Source organism: Bacteroidota bacterium (assembly GCA_039714315.1).
Classification (GTDB): domain Bacteria; phylum Bacteroidota; class Bacteroidia; order Flavobacteriales; family JADGDT01; genus JADGDT01.
On sequence record JBDLJM010000057.1, the window covers coordinates 1 to 18,152 of the forward strand.

11 protein-coding genes and 1 pseudogene are annotated in these 18,152 nt (G+C 33.7%); 7 read left to right on the forward strand and 5 right to left on the reverse strand.

Annotation, left to right across the window (positions count from 1 at the left end; translation table 11 throughout):
- The first annotated feature begins 254 nt into the window (after positions 1-254).
- The 3 genes from ABFR62_07430 to ABFR62_07440 all read left to right on the forward strand — a co-directional run bounded on the left by ABFR62_07430 (position 255) and on the right by ABFR62_07440 (position 4,309).
- The gene (locus ABFR62_07430; GenBank protein MEN8138247.1) at positions 255-1,364 is read left to right on the forward strand and encodes a chorismate-binding protein; all 1,110 of its coding nucleotides are present in this window, start codon (positions 255-257) and stop codon (positions 1,362-1,364) included.
- Between the two features lie 256 nt (positions 1,365-1,620).
- Complete coding sequence (gene menD, locus ABFR62_07435) at positions 1,621-3,291, forward strand: 2-succinyl-5-enolpyruvyl-6-hydroxy-3-cyclohexene-1-carboxylic-acid synthase (GenBank protein ID MEN8138248.1); 1,671 nt, start codon at positions 1,621-1,623, stop codon at positions 3,289-3,291.
- Positions 3,292-3,616: 325 nt separating this feature from the next.
- On the forward strand, positions 3,617-4,309 hold the full coding sequence (locus ABFR62_07440; protein MEN8138249.1) for a GPP34 family phosphoprotein: 693 nt from the start codon (positions 3,617-3,619) through the stop codon (positions 4,307-4,309).
- Positions 4,310-4,488: 179 nt separating this feature from the next.
- Here ABFR62_07440 and ABFR62_07445 read toward each other — a convergent pair whose 3' ends face one another.
- Complete coding sequence (locus tag ABFR62_07445; protein MEN8138250.1) at positions 4,489-6,678, reverse strand: DNA mismatch repair protein MutS; 2,190 nt, start codon at positions 6,676-6,678, stop codon at positions 4,489-4,491.
- A gap of 339 nt (positions 6,679-7,017) precedes the next feature.
- Between ABFR62_07445 and pta the strand changes: the two genes are divergently transcribed.
- The 3 genes from pta to hutH all read left to right on the forward strand — a co-directional run bounded on the left by pta (position 7,018) and on the right by hutH (position 12,301).
- Positions 7,018-9,111 (forward strand): phosphate acetyltransferase, encoded by a 2,094-nt coding sequence (gene pta / locus ABFR62_07450; GenBank protein MEN8138251.1) that lies wholly within the window; start codon positions 7,018-7,020, stop codon positions 9,109-9,111.
- A 49-nt stretch (positions 9,112-9,160) separates the two neighbouring features.
- Positions 9,161-10,354 (forward strand): acetate kinase, encoded by a 1,194-nt coding sequence (locus ABFR62_07455; protein MEN8138252.1) that lies wholly within the window; start codon positions 9,161-9,163, stop codon positions 10,352-10,354.
- 438 nt (positions 10,355-10,792) lie between these two features.
- Positions 10,793-12,301, forward strand: a complete 1,509-nt coding sequence (hutH, locus tag ABFR62_07460) for a histidine ammonia-lyase (GenBank protein MEN8138253.1) — start codon at positions 10,793-10,795, stop codon at positions 12,299-12,301.
- Between the two features lie 377 nt (positions 12,302-12,678).
- Here the strand turns inward: hutH and ABFR62_07465 are convergent, their stop codons facing one another.
- The gene (locus tag ABFR62_07465) at positions 12,679-13,554 is read right to left on the reverse strand and encodes a CPBP family intramembrane glutamic endopeptidase (protein MEN8138254.1); all 876 of its coding nucleotides are present in this window, start codon (positions 13,552-13,554) and stop codon (positions 12,679-12,681) included.
- A 13-nt stretch (positions 13,555-13,567) separates the two neighbouring features.
- Positions 13,568-14,134 (reverse strand): hypothetical protein, encoded by a 567-nt coding sequence (locus ABFR62_07470; protein MEN8138255.1) that lies wholly within the window; start codon positions 14,132-14,134, stop codon positions 13,568-13,570.
- A 554-nt stretch (positions 14,135-14,688) separates the two neighbouring features.
- Between ABFR62_07470 and ABFR62_07475 the strand changes: the two are divergent.
- Positions 14,689-15,033: pseudogene (locus ABFR62_07475) on the forward strand (aromatic amino acid lyase).
- Between the two features lie 81 nt (positions 15,034-15,114).
- Here the strand turns inward: ABFR62_07475 and ABFR62_07480 are convergent.
- Positions 15,115-15,879: a hypothetical protein gene (locus tag ABFR62_07480; GenBank protein ID MEN8138256.1), complete on the reverse strand. Its 765-nt coding sequence runs from the start codon at positions 15,877-15,879 to the stop codon at positions 15,115-15,117.
- Positions 15,880-16,208: 329 nt separating this feature from the next.
- Positions 16,209-17,756, reverse strand: coding sequence for a BCCT family transporter (locus tag ABFR62_07485; GenBank protein ID MEN8138257.1), 1,548 nt, complete (start codon positions 17,754-17,756; stop codon positions 16,209-16,211).
- Between the last annotated feature and the right edge of the window lie 396 nt (positions 17,757-18,152).

The following is an 18,152-nucleotide window of genomic DNA, read 5'->3' on the forward strand; positions in this document are numbered from 1 at the left end:
GATAAAAGATAAAAGAAGAAAGATAAAAGAGGAAAGATAAAAGAAAAAAGAGGTGATAGTTCATAGATTGTAACCAGTCCTTCGACAAGCATAGTAACCAGTAACCAGTAACCAGTAACCAGTAACCAGTAACAAGTAACCAGTAACAAGTAACCAGTAACAAGTAACCAGTAACCAGTAACAAGTAACCAGTAACAAGTAACCAGTAACAAGTAACCAGTAACAAGTAACCAGTAACAAGTAACAAGTAAAAAATGAGTCAGGTATTAAAATATAAGGAGGTTTTTGGAAAGATTTTGGAAAGTAAACTTCCATTTGTACTGTATAAAAAGCCGGAAGAGGAAGATGTTTATGGATTTATTCAAAAGGATGTAAATATTTGGTTTGTACAGGACTTTGAAAAAGATCAGGGTTTTGTTTTTTCTCCATATGAAGGCGAGGAAGAAAAGATACTACTTAAAAGTGATGCAAGGTTAACCTTTGAGATGGATGATTTGGATATTAGCACAGCTTATAAAGGGATGAATGTGCAGGGCCTTTTTAATGATAGTGTAGTGGCTCCGGATACAGAAGCAGACAAACAAAAACATATAAATGTGGTTAATAAGGCCATTGATTCTTTGAAAAAGGGAGAAATTGATAAGGTCGTTTTAACCAGAGCAGAGTTGTGGAAGGCCGGTAAAGTAAATTTTTCTGCTATTTATAGAGACCTGGTGAATACCTATGATGATGCATTTGTTTATATCTGGTTTCATCCGATGGTAGGGATGTGGATTGGTGCTACACCCGAACTTCTTATTGAAAAAGATGATAATTATATACACTCTACAGCCATAGCAGGAACCAGAAAATACAATAATGCTGAAGATAGTGTAATAGAGTGGGGTAGTAAAGAACTGCAGGAACAAAAAATAGTTTCTGATTATATCGTTGAGGTTTTCGAAAAGAACCTTATGACCTCTATTAGAGAATTCGGACCGGAAACTATCCATGCCGGAAAAGTAGAGCACCTGAAAACCGATATTACCGGAGAAATGTCAGAATCGACCAATTTTAATTACCTGATTGGAAGTTTACATCCGACTCCTGCTGTTGGTGGTGTTCCTCTAAAAAAAGCTAAACAGTTTATTAAAGATAATGAAGGGCACAGAAGAGATTTCTATACCGGTTTTTTAGGAGAACTGAATATAGACAATCACACTGAGCTATATGTTAATTTACGCTGTTTACAGGTAGTTAGAGATGGAGTTAAGTTTTTTGTAGGGGGAGGAATAACCGAAGATAGTCTGGCCGAAAGTGAATGGGAAGAAACGGTAAATAAGTCTAATACTCTTAAGGATATAGTATTGAATCATTTGTCGTGAGGTAAAAGATAAAAGATAAAAGAGGAAAGATAAAAGAGGAAACCGACGAAGGAGGTTCAGCGAGCACCGTGTCTCGGCTTAGCCGATGAACCGTTGAAGAACGGAGTGCCAGCGAGCTAAAGAGAAAAGATGAAAGAGAAAAGATGAAAGAGAAAAGAGGAAAGAGAAAAGATAAGAGATAAAAGACGAAAGATAAAAGTATGCCCTGAGCGGTGTCGAAGGGACAAGCCAATAACTAACAGATAACTAGCAATTAATGAAATACCCCAAAATAAAATCAGCACAAAGCCTGATAGATCTTCTTCAGCAAAAGGAAGTAAAAGATATTATTATTTCACCGGGATCGCGAAATGCTCCTTTGACTATTGGCTTTACAGAAAATTCATTTTTTAACTCTTATAGTATTGTTGATGAGAGGAGTGCTGCATTTTTTGCTATGGGTATTTCGCAACAAAGCAATAAGCCTTCTGTAGTTGTAAGTACTTCAGGATCGGCATTGTTGAATTATGCACCTGCTGTTGCTGAAGCATATTATTCAAAAATACCTTTGATTGTAGTTTCTGCCGACAGACCAAAGGAGTGGATTGATCAGGCAGACGGACAAACAATTCGCCAGGAAAATGCTTTAGCTAACCATATTTTGGAAAGTGTAACACTGAAAGAAGGTGAGGATAAAACTTCAATATGGTTTAATGAAAGGTTGATTAATGAAGCTGTTAATATCTCAATAGAGAAAAGGGGACCGGTTCATATAAATATTCCATTTTCGGAACCTCTTTATGAAACTGTTTCTGAAAAAGGGGTTAATCCCAAAAATATTAAGTTACCAAAAGCACGTCCACAGCTCGAAGTAGAAGAGCTGGAGAGATATGCAGAAATATGGAATTCTTCTTCAAGAAAAATGGTTTTGGTGGGTAATCATACACCAAACGAACAAGTCAGCATTCAACTAAATCATATTGCAAAAGATCCTTCTGTTTTGGTGTTAACCGAAACAACTTCGAATATGCATGGCGATAATTTTATTTCAAATATCGATCAGTTGATAAATAACCTGAGTAAGGATGAAGAGGAGGATTTGAAACCCCAGATTCTTATTACTCTTGGGGGCTTGATTGTCTCAAAAAAAATAAAGGCATTTTTGAGGAATTGTAACATGTATCATTGGCATATAGGCGATGATTTGAAAACCCCCGATACTTATCAAAACCTTTCCTCTGTATTTAGAGTAGATCCGGATATGTTTTTCTCTCAGTTTTTCTTTTTGAAACAAAATAAGAAAAGCGATTACAGAGACAAATTTCTTGCTATACGAAACTTAAGGAAAGAATCGCATAAAGATTTTATTTCAAAAACTGAATTTTCGGATTTGAAAATTTATGACACTTTGATAAAAAAATTACCACAGGATATACAGTTACATTCTTCAAATAGCTCGGTTATCAGATATTTTCAGCTATTTGATAAACCCGGGAGCTGGGATATGTTCTGTAACAGAGGAACTAGCGGTGTTGACGGAGCAACATCAACAGCTATAGGTGCTTCGCTGTATGCGGAAAAACCGGTTGTATTGGTTACAGGGGATATCAGCTTTTTTTACGACAGTAATGCTTTGTGGAATAATTATATCCCCAAGAACTTCAAGATTATTTTAATAAATAATGGGGGAGGAAGTATTTTTAAAATAATTCCGGGGCCTTCTTCCAGTTCTGCATTGGAAAAGTTTTTTCAAACAAAACACAATCTTAAGGCAAAGGGCTTAGCAGAAACCTATGGGTTGAAGTACCTTAGAGCAGATAATCAGGAGAACTTTGAAAGTGCCCTGAATAAATTAATCTCTGAAAAAGGAGCATGCATTTTGGAAGTGAATACTTCAAAAGTTGAAAATGAAAAGGTGTTATCCGATTATTGGGAGTATATTAAGTAATGATATAATGATTGAATGTTGCTGACAGACTGTGTCGAAATTGATAAATCACGTCATTTTGAGACCCAGGCTTTTCTCAAAAACTCTAACCCGTCTGACCGGACGAACAGGTGAGTTGATGACAAAAAAATAACCGCAACGTAACGCAATTGTGCAGTGCCTCGGCTTAGCCGACGGAAGCAATCATGAACACCCACTATAGACTCTCGTGAATAAAGGTATGCGCAACGTAACGCAAAAATACTTAGCGCATAACTTTGCGAAACTTGGCGGTAAAAAAAAGGTTGTCATGGGTAGCAAAGTTGAAACTTAATAATTAATTTCTATGACCGATAAATCTTTAAACCTAATAGAAGAACTAGTTCTGCTCGCCTTAGACGATGAAAAAGGTGCGTTTTCATCCAAATCATTAGCTTTTAATTACGGAATTGCAGGATCTGTTATTCTTGAATTATCTTTGAGCGAAAAGATTGAAGTTCGGGATAAAAAGGTTGTCATAAAAAACAGAAAAGCATGCGGAGATAAAGTAGTTGATGTTTATTTTGATAAAATCCTAAATTCAAAAAAAGATAGAAGCCTTGAATACTGGATTAATTACATTGGCGACAGAGCTAATTCTGTAATAAAAGAAACAATAGACAGTCTGATTATTAAGGGAATTTTGACCAAAAAGGAAAAGAAGGTTTTATGGATTTTCACAGTAAAACGATATCCTGCCTTAAATCAAAAGCCAGAAAACAGTTTGAGAAAACGCTTATCGGATATTGTAGAACGAAACCGGGAACCTCAAGTAAATGATTTGATGTTATTAAGCTTAATTGACGCCTGTGATTTGAACATAGAAGTGTTTGGTAAAGTAACATATAATCTTCACAAGTTAAAAGTGAAATCTATTATCGAAAACTCAAAAGACAGCAGTTTAATAAATAGTACTATTAAGGAAATTCACGATTTGTTGATGGCAGCAATTATTGTTTCTATTACAACTTCCACCATTGTTGCAAGCACCGGAAAATAGGCTTACAAGCAAAAATATCTGTGTACCTGCCTTGTAGGTAAACAGATTTGTGGCAAAAAAAGCCATGGATGTACGTATTTTTACAATAACATCATTTGCCATTTGAATTTACTGTAAAATAGAGTAATATAAAAAGGTTCGTTCTATTTCAGTAGTTTCAATTGCATAGATGGTATAGGCTATTTTTTAGCAGCGTTCACAAGCTCCAATTCGTCGATTGAAACCGTGGTAGTGAAGGAGCCGTAGTTTAAAAAGGCTTTTTTCTTTTCTATTTTTTCGATTGTTCCATAAGCCATTCCACCTATTAATCGGGCGGTATCGCCAACTTTCAGAGTGTATTGGGGTTTTGGTGGTTTTTTGGCTTCCTCTTTTAATTTTTCTTTCTTCTTTTCTCTAATTACAACAACTTTTTGTTCCATTTCTGCAGCCACTTTCTCCTGTTTTTTCTTTTCTGTGGTAGCCTTTTTCTTTGTGACTTTATTTTCTTTTTGCTTTTCCCGTTTTTTTGAATTTTCCATTTCAACCACTTTCAATGTTTCAGTGAAAAGCTTTTTCTTGTTTGGTTTTCTAAAATAATCTTCGGCAATAAGCTGCAGCTTTTTACCAAGAGTTATGGTTTTTGCCTGAGAGTCGAACTGTATTTGATAATCTTCAAGTTTTTGAGATATTTTTTCGCTTATACTTTCGTATTTCTTCTTTTGTTCGGAAGCTTTCATCTCCTTTGAAGCAAGTTCGGTGGTAGTAACTTCTAGTTTCGAACGTTCCTTTTGTAATTTAGCTATTGTTTTATCGAGCCTTACGTTTTCCTGTCTTACCTTTTTCTTAGCTCTGTTTATTAACCTGAAAGGAATACCATTTTTTTGTGCAACTTCGAAAGTAAAAGAACTTCCGGCTTGTCCTACTATCAGTTTATACAGAGGTTCAAGAGTTTTTTCATTAAAAAGCATATTGGCATTTATCGCTTCGTCCAACTCTTCAACTTTTACTTTAATATTTGTGTAGTGAGTTGTTATAACCCCATAAGCACCATTATCATAAAATTCTTCAAGAAATACTTCCGCCAGAGCGCCACCCAATTCAGGATCGGATCCTGTACCAAATTCATCAATTAAGAAAAGTGTATTTTTATCTACATTTTTCAGGAAATAGTTCATGTTTTTTAATCGATAGGAATATGTACTCAAGTGGTTTTCTATTGATTGATTATCCCCGATATCCGTTAATATCTTATCGAAAAAACACATTGAAGAACGTTCGTGCACAGGTACCAGTATTCCACTTTGCAGCATCACCTGTATCAGTCCGAGAGTTTTTAGAGTAATACTTTTTCCTCCTGCGTTTGGACCTGAAATAACAATTATTCTTTGATCGGGCTCCAGCTGTATACTTTGGGGAACCGTTTCTGCTTTTTCAGCCAAATTATTTTTATATAAGATAGGATGATAAGCATCGATCAGCTCCATGCTGTTATCGTCATTTATTTTTGGCAGGCATGCGTTAATTTCCTGAGCATATTTAGCTTTTGCCCTGATTACATCCAGATCGGTCAACAAGATTAAATAGTTTTCAAATAATTCTTTGTGTGGCCTGAGCAGGTCTGTGAGAAGCTTAAGAATTCTTACTATTTCCTGACGTTCCTCATATTCTAAAGATGATAGCTCCCGGGTAAGTTTTAGTACACTGTCGGGCTCCATGAAAACGATACTTCCGGTTCTGGAAGATCCAAGCATATTACCGTTTACTTTCTTTCTATATGAAGCAGCAACAGCAAGCACCCTTTTATTATCTATAACAGATTCTCTGATATCATCTAAATAACCCGCCTGTGAGTATCGCGAAAGTGCCTTTTGAAAGTTTTGATCAATTCCTTTTCTAACTTCTGCTATTTCCTTTCGAATAGATCTTAATGTAGTTGTTGCATTGTCTTTAAGCTCTCCAAATCTGTTGAAAACTGTATAAACAGCCTCTGTTATGTCTTTTGTAAAATAGACATTTTCTGTTTTTAGTTTCAGCTTAGGATAGTACTCTTCAAACTTCTCAAAGAATTTTATCTGCTCGTTAACTGTTTCAGAGATAGAAGCCAGATACAGGTATGATTTTTCCTCAAGAAAAGTATTTTCTATTGCCAGTAATTTGATATCATTACTTATGTCTTCGAAATCGTGATTTGGAATTCTGTTTTCGTTGTAATGAGACGAAAGATATTCATCGGTTTGGGTTAATTCAGTTTTAAGCTCCCCTGCATCTCTAAAAGGTTGAATTTTTAAAGCTGCTTTTTTTCCAAGATTAGAACTACATAGAGTTGCTATGTAAGCATTGATCTGATCGAATTCTAAATCTTTAAGTATTTTAGATGATATCTTTTTCATTAGTCAAAATTTTCGCAGCAAATTTAGTATTTATTGTTTATTCATATAGAAGTTTAAATATTTTCTATTTCTATTATTTTGTATTTATACAAAGATCAATGTCGGCATAATTTCGTAAATTGTGATTTATTACCAAAATATGATTCTCTTTCAATAGTTGTTAAGCTAATAATAAGTTGCTATATGATTTTTTTCATATTTAGCAATTATTAGTGGTATTTATAATAATCAACCCGATATTCTTTCTTAATTTTGCGCGCTGTAACAAGGATTGGTGTACAAAGCACAATTACTTAATTATTTACGGGTTAGAGTTCTTTACTTATAAGTTTTTTTATAATGAAAAAAGGGATTTACATTGCGAATACTGAGGCATGGACCGGAAAATCGGTTGTGGCACTTGGTGTTATGAAGATGTTACTTGCAAAGACAAGTAAAGTTGGTTATTTCAGACCAATAATTAGTGATTTTCCGAAAGGAGAGAAAGATAATCACATCGAAACAATGTTATCGTATTTTGATCTGGGGATAGAATACGATGATGCATTTGGTTTTACGATGTCAGAAGTTATCGATCTTAAGAATGCCGGAAAGGAAGCCCAGCTAATTGATAAGATTATTGAAAAGTACAAGAAAGTCGAAGATAAATTCGATGTTGTATTGGTTGAGGGCTCTGATTTTCAGGGAAAAGGTATTTCAATAGAATTCGATTTGAACGTTGAAATAGCGAAGAACCTTTCTATACCAACAATTCTGGTTGGTTCTGCACAAGGAAAAAGTGTTAAAGAGATTACAGCCGCCATGGAGTTGGCTGTACAGGAATATGCCGACGAAGACGTAAAAATTCAGGCTGTATTTGTAAATAAAGTAAAAGAGAATATTTACGATCAGGTAACAGAAGAATTAGATAAGATCAATACCAATGAAACTGTTGTTGGAATAATTCCGGAAAGTAAAAAACTTGGAAGTCCTACTATAAAGGAAATTAACGATGAAATAGGGGGTAAGGTATTGTTTGGAGAATCTTTAATGGACAAGCAGGCTGAACTTTTTCATGTTGGAGCTATGCAGTTGAGGAATTACCTTGAACGTATGGGTGAAAACTGTTTGATGATTACTCCCGGAGACAGAGCTGATATTATTATTGGCGCATTGCAGGCCAACGCATCTGCTAATTACCCTAGTATTTCGGGAATAATTCTTACAGGAGGCTTAATTCCGGAAGAACCGGTATTGAAACTTATCGATGGTTTATCAGGTGTGGTACCCATTATTTCGGTTGAAGATGCAACATTTATGACTGCTAATATGGTAGGAAATGTGAAGGCTAAAATCAGACCGGAAGATACCCGAAAAATTGAGCTTAGTATCAATACTTTCGAAAAATATGTTGATACAAATTTACTGGAGGATAAGTTTCGTAAATTTGAGTCAGATGTTATGACTCCGCGTATGTTCCAATACAATTTAGTATCAAAAGCAAAATCGCATAGAAAACATATAGTATTACCCGAAGGTAGTGATAAGAGAGTACTGGAAGCTGCTATAAATCTTGTTAATCAGGAGGTGGTTGATATCACTCTTTTAGGAAAAAGAGAAAATATTCTTTTAAAAGCTAATGCCTTAGGATTAAAGTTTGACGAAGAAAAAATCAAAATAATAGATCCGATTAGTTCAGAGTATTACGAAGACTATTGGAAAACTTATTACGAAATAAGAAAACATAAAAACGTATCTGAAACAAAAGCAAAGGATACAATGCTTGATGTGTCTTATTTTGGAACTATGATGGTGCATAAAGGTCATGCTGATGGTATGGTATCGGGAGCTATTCATACAACTGCACATACAATTATTCCATCATTCCAGTTTATTAAAACTAAACCGGGAGTATCTACAGTATCATCTGTATTCTTTATGTGTTTAGATGATCATGTTTCTGTATTTGGAGATTGTGCAGTTAATGTAAGTCCTAATTCTGATCAGCTGGCAGAAATAGCAATATCTTCTGCTGAATCTGCAAAGGCATTCGGTATAGATCCAAAAATAGCATTAATGTCTTATTCTTCCGGGGCATCAGGTAGTGGTGAAGAGGTAGATAAAGTACGAAATGCAACAGAAAAAGCCATTAGTTTACGTCCCGATTTGAAAATTGAAGGACCAATACAATACGATGCTGCTGTAGATCCATCGGTAGGGAAAAGTAAAATGCCGGATTCTGAAGTAGCGGGACAGGCTAATGTTTTGGTGTTCCCCGATTTGAATACAGGAAACAATACTTATAAAGCCGTTCAGCGTGAAACCGGTGCAATTGCTATAGGCCCGATGTTACAAGGACTTAATAAGCCTGTAAACGATTTGAGTAGGGGTTGTACTGTTGATGATATTTTCAACACTGTTGTAATTACGGCAATTCAGGCTCAGGATCAGTAATTTATATAATAAATAGTAATTGTTACAATACGGAAAAAATAGTTATATAATGAATATTTTAGTTATTAATGCGGGTAGCTCTTCTATCAAATATCAATTGATTGATATGACAACAGAGCAGCCATTATCAAGTGGTGTAGTAGAAAGAATTGGTTTAGCAGAGGGAGTTATCACTCACAAAACTTTTGTGGATGGTGAAAACAAAATAAAAGAAACTTTTCCAATTCCAAATCACACAGTAGGTCTAGAGCGTGTAGCTGAGCTTCTTACTGATGCGAAAGTAGGAGTTGTTAAAGATCCTTCAGAAATCCAGGCTGTAGGTCACCGTGTAGTTCACGGAGGTGAGACTTTCACTAAAACTGTAGTTATTAATGAAGAGGTTAAAGCAAAAGTTAAGGAATTGTTTCCATTGGCACCACTTCATAACCCTGCTAACCTTACAGGTATCGAAGTAGCTGAGAAGGTATTTCCAAATGCTGCTCAAATTGCAGTTTTCGATACTGCATTCCACCAAACTATGCCGGCTGTAGCTTACCGTTATGCTATACCTACAAGCATGTACAAAAATATGGGAATTCGTAAATATGGTTTCCACGGAACATCTCACAAATATGTTTCTGAAAAAGCAGGTGAGTATTTAGGAAAAAAAGATGCTAAAATAGTTACAATTCACGTTGGTAACGGAGCTTCAATGGCAGCTGTTACTGGTGGTGTTTGTATCGATACTACAATGGGATTAGGACCACTTAGCGGACTTATTATGGGTACGCGTTCAGGAGATATTGATCCGTCAATCATATTCTACCTGGTTGAGCAAAAAGGATATTCTATCGAGGACGTATCAAGATTATTGAACAAAGAATCGGGTATGGAAGGTCTTACGGGAGATACTGATATGCGTGATATCGAAGATCGTTTGAATGCAGGTGATGTTGTAGCTCAACTGGCTTACGATATGTATACTTACCGTATCAAGCAATACATAGGTAACTATGCTGCTGCAATGAACGGACTGGATGCTATCGTATTTACTGCAGGTGTTGGAGAAAACGATACATCGGTACGTAAAATGGTTAGTGAAAACATGGAGTACTTCGGACTTAAACTTGATGAAGACAAAAACAAAGTTCGTAACTCTAAAATCCGTGAAATTAACACAGATGATTCAAAAGCTAAGATTCTGATTATCCCAACTAACGAGGAATTGGAAATTGCTAAGCAGTCTTTCGAATTGATAAAGTAAGAATAGAGCATATTCAATAAATATAAAAGCAATCCGTTTTGGGTTGCTTTTTTTTTGGCGTTACCCTTCGGGTCGGGCTTTCGCTCATACTCCTCGCTTATTCCTTTACTCCGTTAAGGAATAAGCTGTGGGGTAATCCGCTCTATCCCTAACGCAAATTGTAATACCTTTGTTGTGTATGTGAGCGGGCGATGAAATACCTTATCCCATGCCGTATATTTTTATTATATAAGCGAGTGCATCCTATGCTTTCGTTTATAGTTCAATGCAGTTAATTTGCGCTTTTTTAGGTAAAACCAAACTATTATTTCTGATTTTTAAATATGCATTGTTTTAGCTTTCATTGTATAACTAAATCAGTGTAAAATATCTTATCAACTTATGTTTTATTGTACATATAAAATATATACTTTTGTTACTAAAGTTAAATAGACAGCAATGCAAAATATACACACAATTAGTACTAGAACTCTAAGTTTTGAGGCTTTATACCAAATTGTTAACGAAGATAAAAAGCTGGTGCTTTCCGATGAGGCTGTATCAGCAATAGAAAAGTGCCGGACATATCTTGATGAGAAGATGAAAACTCATAAAGATGCTATTTACGGAATTAATACCGGGTTCGGTTCTTTATATAATGTAAAAATCCAGAGTGAGCAATTAACTCAACTTCAGGAAAACCTTGTAATGTCGCATGCCTGCGGTACAGGAGAGGAAGTTTCTCATGAGATAGTTAAACTGATGATTCTTCTAAAGATCCAGTCATTGAGTTACGGACATTCCGGAGTTCAGCTTGAAACGGTAAACCGTTTAATAGAATTTTATAACGATGATATTGTTCCTGTGGTTTATGAACAGGGATCTCTTGGTGCCTCGGGCGATTTATCACCTTTGGCCCATATGTCTTTACCTCTTATCGGTAAAGGAAAAGTAGACTGGAATGGTGAAAGAATTTCAGGAGAGGAACTGTTAAAACGCAAAGGATGGAATAAGGTTGAATTAGCTTCAAAAGAAGGGTTGGCCTTGTTGAACGGTACTCAGTTTATGAGCGCTCATGGGGCTTATGCAATATTAAAAGCATATAAGTTGTCTTATCTGGCCGATTTAATCGGTTCTATATCTCTTGAAGGTTTCGATGGTAGAATAGAACCTTTTGATGAACTTGTTCACATGGTTCGACCTCATAACGGACAAATTAAAACAGCATCAAGGATTAAAGAGATGCTCGAAGGCAGTGAATTAATTCAACGTCCTAAGGTTCATGTTCAGGACCCGTATTCTTTCCGATGTATGCCACAGGTCCATGGAGCGAGTAAAGATGCTCTGGATTATGTGAAAAGAACTTTTATAACAGAGATAAACTCTGTAACCGACAATCCAAATATCTTTGTTGATTCCGATAAAATTATTTCCGGAGGAAATTTCCACGGACAACCATTGGCTTTAGCATTAGACTTTTTGGCTATCGCATTAAGTGAACTTGGTAATATTTCGGAGCGCAGAACTTATCAGCTTGTTAGTGGATTGAGAAAACTTCCTCCATTCTTAGTTGCTGATCCGGGATTGAATTCAGGATTTATGATACCTCAGTATACAGCAGCAAGTATTGCTTCACAAAATAAGCAACTTTGTTCGCCGGCATCTGTCGATTCGATTGTTTCCTCAAACGGACAGGAAGATCACGTATCTATGGGAGCAAATGCTGCTACAAAGGCTATTAAAGTACTTGATAATGTTGAACGTATTCTGGCTATAGAACTTCTAAATGCTACTCAGGCCTTGAAATTTAGAGAGCCTGATAACACATCGGAATTCTTAAAGTCGTTTGTGGAAATGTACCGAACAGAAGTTCCTTTTGTAGAAATTGACAGAGAATTGCATATTGATATAGAAAAATCAGTTCAGTTTATTTCTAATATGGAGGTTGATACTGATTTGATGTTCTAATGAGTTAATGATATAGTGATTGAATGATAAAATGCTTTAATGTGAGAACAGTATTCACATTAAAGCATTTTATACCATCTACACATTAAACCTACTGCAATAAAACGAATGTTTTCACCTTACTCTTCAAAATAAAATTTAACCGTCTAGGCTGAGCCAAGATGCTGAAATTTTCTTTCTCAACTAAGGTGAAAATTTTCTACTTTATTTTACAGTAAATTTAAAACGTAAATGGTATTATCGTTTTTATTAATTAGTCTTTTTACAATTTCGAAAGTATTGTCTCTTATAGTGTAGTAATGATTTACTATTCAATGAAGTCTCGCTTGATTTCTGTGACCGTCCCTTTGACTTCGATTCTTGTATTTTAGACTAAACTACTCGGAGACGTCTACTCGATTATGTACTGTATATTTAAATAATGAATAGATTTCTTGTTTAGAAATGCTTTTTAATATAAATAAACCAATAAGTAAAGGGATACCAAAAATTATTAATCTAATTATTTCAGAAATAATTAATTCAATCCAGGTTTTATCGATATTAACAATAGTATTAGATACTTCTGTGATTCCATTTAAATTTTCAATTGAAGAAAAAAAGTTTATTGCAGAATGTATAATAATGAGTATATATATATTTTTAGTTTTAAGGTATACAGCTGCAAATAGAAACCCTAAAGAAAAAGTAGCGTATATTTGATTATACACACCTTGTGTTGTCATTTCAGATGACCATATATTAATGATATGTGTAAATCCAAAAATTAGACTTGTTATAAAGACACTTTTAACTATTCCATAATTTGAATTTATATATTTATAAAGAATTATACCTAAAATCAAACCTCTAAATAATAGTTCTTCGAAAAATGCAGATAATAGTATTTTTAAAGAATAAGTATAGATTTTGATATTTGAAATTTCATTAAAATCCATTTTAAAGAAATCTTTAAACCCTCCGGAAAAAATATACACATATAGGATAAGAGGAAAATAATAAGCTGATTTTTTATAGTTTAAACTAAATGATAATTTTGAAGGAATATATTTCGAAAATATTAATAGAAAAATGCTTAAAATAATAATAATATTCAAAATTATTTTTTTTGAATCATTAGTTATCTCAAAGTATGTTTCAAATGGAATTTTCCCTATTAAAATAATAGATAGAATAAGAATGATAGAGAATAATATAGGATATTTATATATTGTCATAATTAATGAAAAAACCTGATGAATTGTTAAATTCATCAGGAGAAATTAATTAAAGAATAGAAAGTGATGCTTTACAGTTACTTAAAGAAAAGCAACAGCAATCGCACCAACCCCAATCATCTGCGTTACATCCACAAGTACCAAATTCAATATCACATTCAATACCAATTGATTTTTTACTGTTTAAAGAGCTTAGTTTATCAGAGTGCTTGAATGAGGTGTCAATAATATAACTTTCGAACATTACCGAATTAATAGTTCCATCTTTAACAAAAGGTCTACTTTCATCGTGATAAAATTTAGCAGCAGATGTATAAATGCCATCATTTGCAGTTATATCATTATAAGAACCATCATCAAAAAAACTTGTGCCATTAGAAGTCAAAGTTTCTGGCATTTGGTTTTTACTCTTATCTTTAGAAAAATTGATTAAGACAATTTCTTTAACATAAAATTGATTCGAAACACTTCTATATCTAGCATCATTGACAGCTACATTTTCTTTAATAAATTCTGATTGACTTAAAGTTTCAGAGATATCTACTTTATCATCATTAACACATGAGATAATGAAAAATGGAATAGATATTAATAGTACTTTTAATAAAATTTTCATGGTAAATAATATTTGGGTGATAATTATTATCACAATTAATAGTTTTCCAGTTTGTTGTTTAAAATCTATTATAGATTTTCAAGTGCCCTTTGGAATTCACCTGTTTTGAGATGGTTAGTCTCTTTTTATAATATTTTTCACTGACCGTTTTTTAGTTTTATTGGTTATTGTTCATAATAATTTTGATATGTGTAGTATTGAGCTTAATATATTTTAAGCCATTTTTCTAAGATATAAAATAAAGTTTTTGTGATACTTCTTTTCAAAAATGTCCTTTATAGATATACGTAATTTTGTTTTAAATAGTATTTATTATCAATTGATGTATAAAGGCTGACAGGTGCTTTATTATTAACTTTAAAATTTTTCAATTTTTTCATAGCTAAGTAGTTAATGTTAAGTTTATGAAAGCCCATATTTTGTTGGATTTTCTTTTTGTTTATACAAATATATAATGTACAAAGCTCAAAAAATGAGCTTTGTTTTTTTTTATTTTCACTTATTTAGGATTAACATTTATTTCTTGGAGGGAAAAGTAGTAATAACTTTAAAGGAGTATTGTTTCGCAGAATAAACAATTGTGTTCACCGGCATCTGTCGATTCAATTGTATCCTCAAACGGACAGGAAGATCAAGTATCTAAGGGAGTAAACGCCGCTACAAAGGCAATTAAGGTTATAGATAATGTAGAAAGTATTTTAGCTATAGAACTTCTAAATGCTACTCAGGCCTTGAAGTTTAGAGAGCCTGATAATACATCGGAATTCTTAAAGTCGTTTGTGGAAATGTACCGAACAGAAGTTCCTTTTGTAGAAATTGACAGAGAATTGCATATTGATATAGAAAAATCAGTTCAGTTTATTTCTAATATGGAGGTTGATACTGATTTGATGTTCTAATGAGTTAATGATATAGTGATTGAATGATAAAATGCTTTAATGTGAGAACAGTATTCACATTAAAGCATTTTATCGTTTTTATTAATTAATTTTTTTTACAATTACGAAAGTATTGTCTCTTATAGCATAGTAATGGCTTACTTTTCCATTTTTGTCTCTTCCGAAAACAATATTACCGGGCTTACCTTCTATATAAAAAGAATCATCGGCCTGAGCTAATACAGTAATCTCATTTCCTTCCTCTGGTTTAAAAATTAAATTCCGACCGTCGTTTGTAACAAATAATTTAACAGAGTATTTTTCTATGTAATATGTACCTGTATACTCGTCAAGCAATTTTTTATCTACTGCTACAGTTTTTCTCTCATCATATGCTTGTTCTAAATCTGCATGTGCTACCCATTGTCCGTCTTCTTTCAAAAACATGTCCAAAAAGATTGAAGTATATTTGTGAGTGCTGTTATCCTTTGAATTGATATATTCATATTCTGCAGTATAATAGATCCATGCATAATCTCCTTCTTTTGAAACATATACATATGGATCTCCAATATAACTTATCTTAGTATATTTGTTCCCCTCATTATTTGAAACAAAAGCTTTCATTTGTTTCAAATCAACATTTTCAACTTTTGTCCCGGATAACCTTATCAAAGCAGTATTTTTGGAATGATAACCTTCAAAAACATCCAGATTTTTGTTTATCATAACCTCGTTATGCCATTGATTTAATTTGTCGAGAACGGCTTGTTGTTCAGCATTATACTTGGAATTGTCTTGGGCAGATAAGTAGTTAGGGAATGATAATAGCATTATACTACTTAATAAAAGTACTAACCTTTTCATTTGTGTTTATATTTAATAGTTATTTCGATTTGAATTAACGTGTTATAGATGAAAAGGTTAACTCTAATTTAATGATAAAAAACTAAATATATGTAACTTTTATTGCTTAACGATATAATGGAATTCGAATGAATCAATCATATCAAAATATTAAAAATGTTAAATGATTAAAACCCATAGAAAATCAGAGTAGGATTTTAGCTCGCTGGCACTATGGTGTCAAAGGAAGCCTAATTTATTAGGCTGGTGTTTCAAATCTCTTATGGATTGTTAATACTTCAAAAAAAAATAATTCTTTTATCTGTATGAATTATTAATTCAGCCATTTTTTAATTTAATTTTTTACTGTCTTCTGATAAAGCTTTGTATAAGCTATAACAGATTAATAATATTAGTATTGCAAAAGGAAGAGCGATTAACAGTGATGCCGTTTGCAAAGCCACCAAGCCACCACCAATTAGTAGTACACCTGCTATTGCTCCTTCCATTGATGCCCAAAATATTTTTTGTCCCTTCGGAGCGTCGTGTCTACCTCCCGAGGTAAGTGTATCTACAACAAAAGAACCGGAATCGGATGATGTAATAAAGAAACCAATCACTAATATTATTGCCAAACCTGATGATATTGATGCTAACGGATACTGTTCCAATAAATAATATATCGATGTTGAAATGTTGTTATTTACTGCGTCAGAAATTGCATGGTTTCCTATTAATTCCTGATAAATTGCACTTCCGCCAAATACTGTCATCCACAAAAAAGTAAGTAAAGTAGGAACTAATAATACTCCAAGAATAAATTCGCGGAATGTTCTTCCTTTAGAAATACGTGCTATAAATATTCCAACAAATGGCGACCACGAAATCCACCATCCCCAATAAAAAATAGTCCAAGAGCTTTGCCATGATTCTTTATTTACCACACTTTGATAAGCCTCTGTCCACATGCTTTGTTCAAAAAACACGGTTGTATAATGTCCGATATTCTGAATAAAAGCCTTTAATAAAAATATAGTAGGTCCAACAATAAGCATAAAAACAAGCAGTAATATAGCAAATCGCATATTCCATTCGCTAACTACCTTTATACCTTTGTCTAAACCAAACACCAATGACATAGTAGCAGCAGCCGTGATTAATACAATTAGAATAATCTGAACGAATACGCTGTTTTCAACCCCAAATAAATATTCCAGTCCGGCATTTACCTGTTGAACACCTAAACCTAATGATGTAGCAAGCCCGAAGAGGGTAGCTACTACAGATATAACATCAATTGTATCTCCCCATTTTCCGTATATTGCCTTACCCAATAATGGTTGAAACAATGAACGTATAGTTAAAGGTAGGTTTCTGTTAAAAGTAAAATACGCCAAAGCTAAGGCAATAACTGCATATAAAGCCCAAACATGAATTCCCCAATGCAAAAATGTTAAACTCATTGCTGATTTTGCTCGTTCAACAGCAGAGGAAGCATCTGTTATTAATGGGTTATTGTTAAAGTGTGAAACAGGCTCTGCAACACTCCAAAATAATAAACCAATTCCCATACCGGCACTAAACAGCATTGCAAACCAAGCTTTAAGTGAAAAGTCGGGTTTAGCGTTTTTCCCGCCTATTCTAACATGGTCGAATTTTCCATATCCCAGATATAAAGCAAAAAACAATATAAGATTTAATAAGAGAATATAGAACCATCCAACGGTGTCTGAAATAGTTTTTTGAATCATAGCAAACCAATCTGACATTGGTTCTCCTACAATCAGCGTTATAGCAATTAACGTAAATACAATAATTAATGAGGGAATAAATACATATGGATTTGATTTTATTCCTAAGAATGTTTTTTCGTCACTTCTACTGCGTTTTTTTACCATTACTTACTCATTAATTGAATACAATTACCATTATTGTCACCAAGGGTTTTAATAAGCCGTTGCTTGGCGACTTTAAAAGTACAACTTTTCGAGCTTAGTACAGAGCACCAACAAAAATTGTTAGCTTAATTTCAGGGTCAAGTCATATTTTTGGGGAGAAAATTATATAAAGCGTTTGGTTGGACCGATTCAATCTATGGTTTACTGCGCATTTATTTCTCATTAATGAATAATCAATTGGATGAAGGGGTAAAGTTGACAATATTATATTTTGTTCATTGTAAGTAGTCAATTTGCCATCGCCACGAAGTGGCAGATTAATTCAACAAAAGGTATCACCTTTTGTTGAAGGTGCGAAATATGAATACGCCCTGAAAGGGCAGCTAAAACAATATG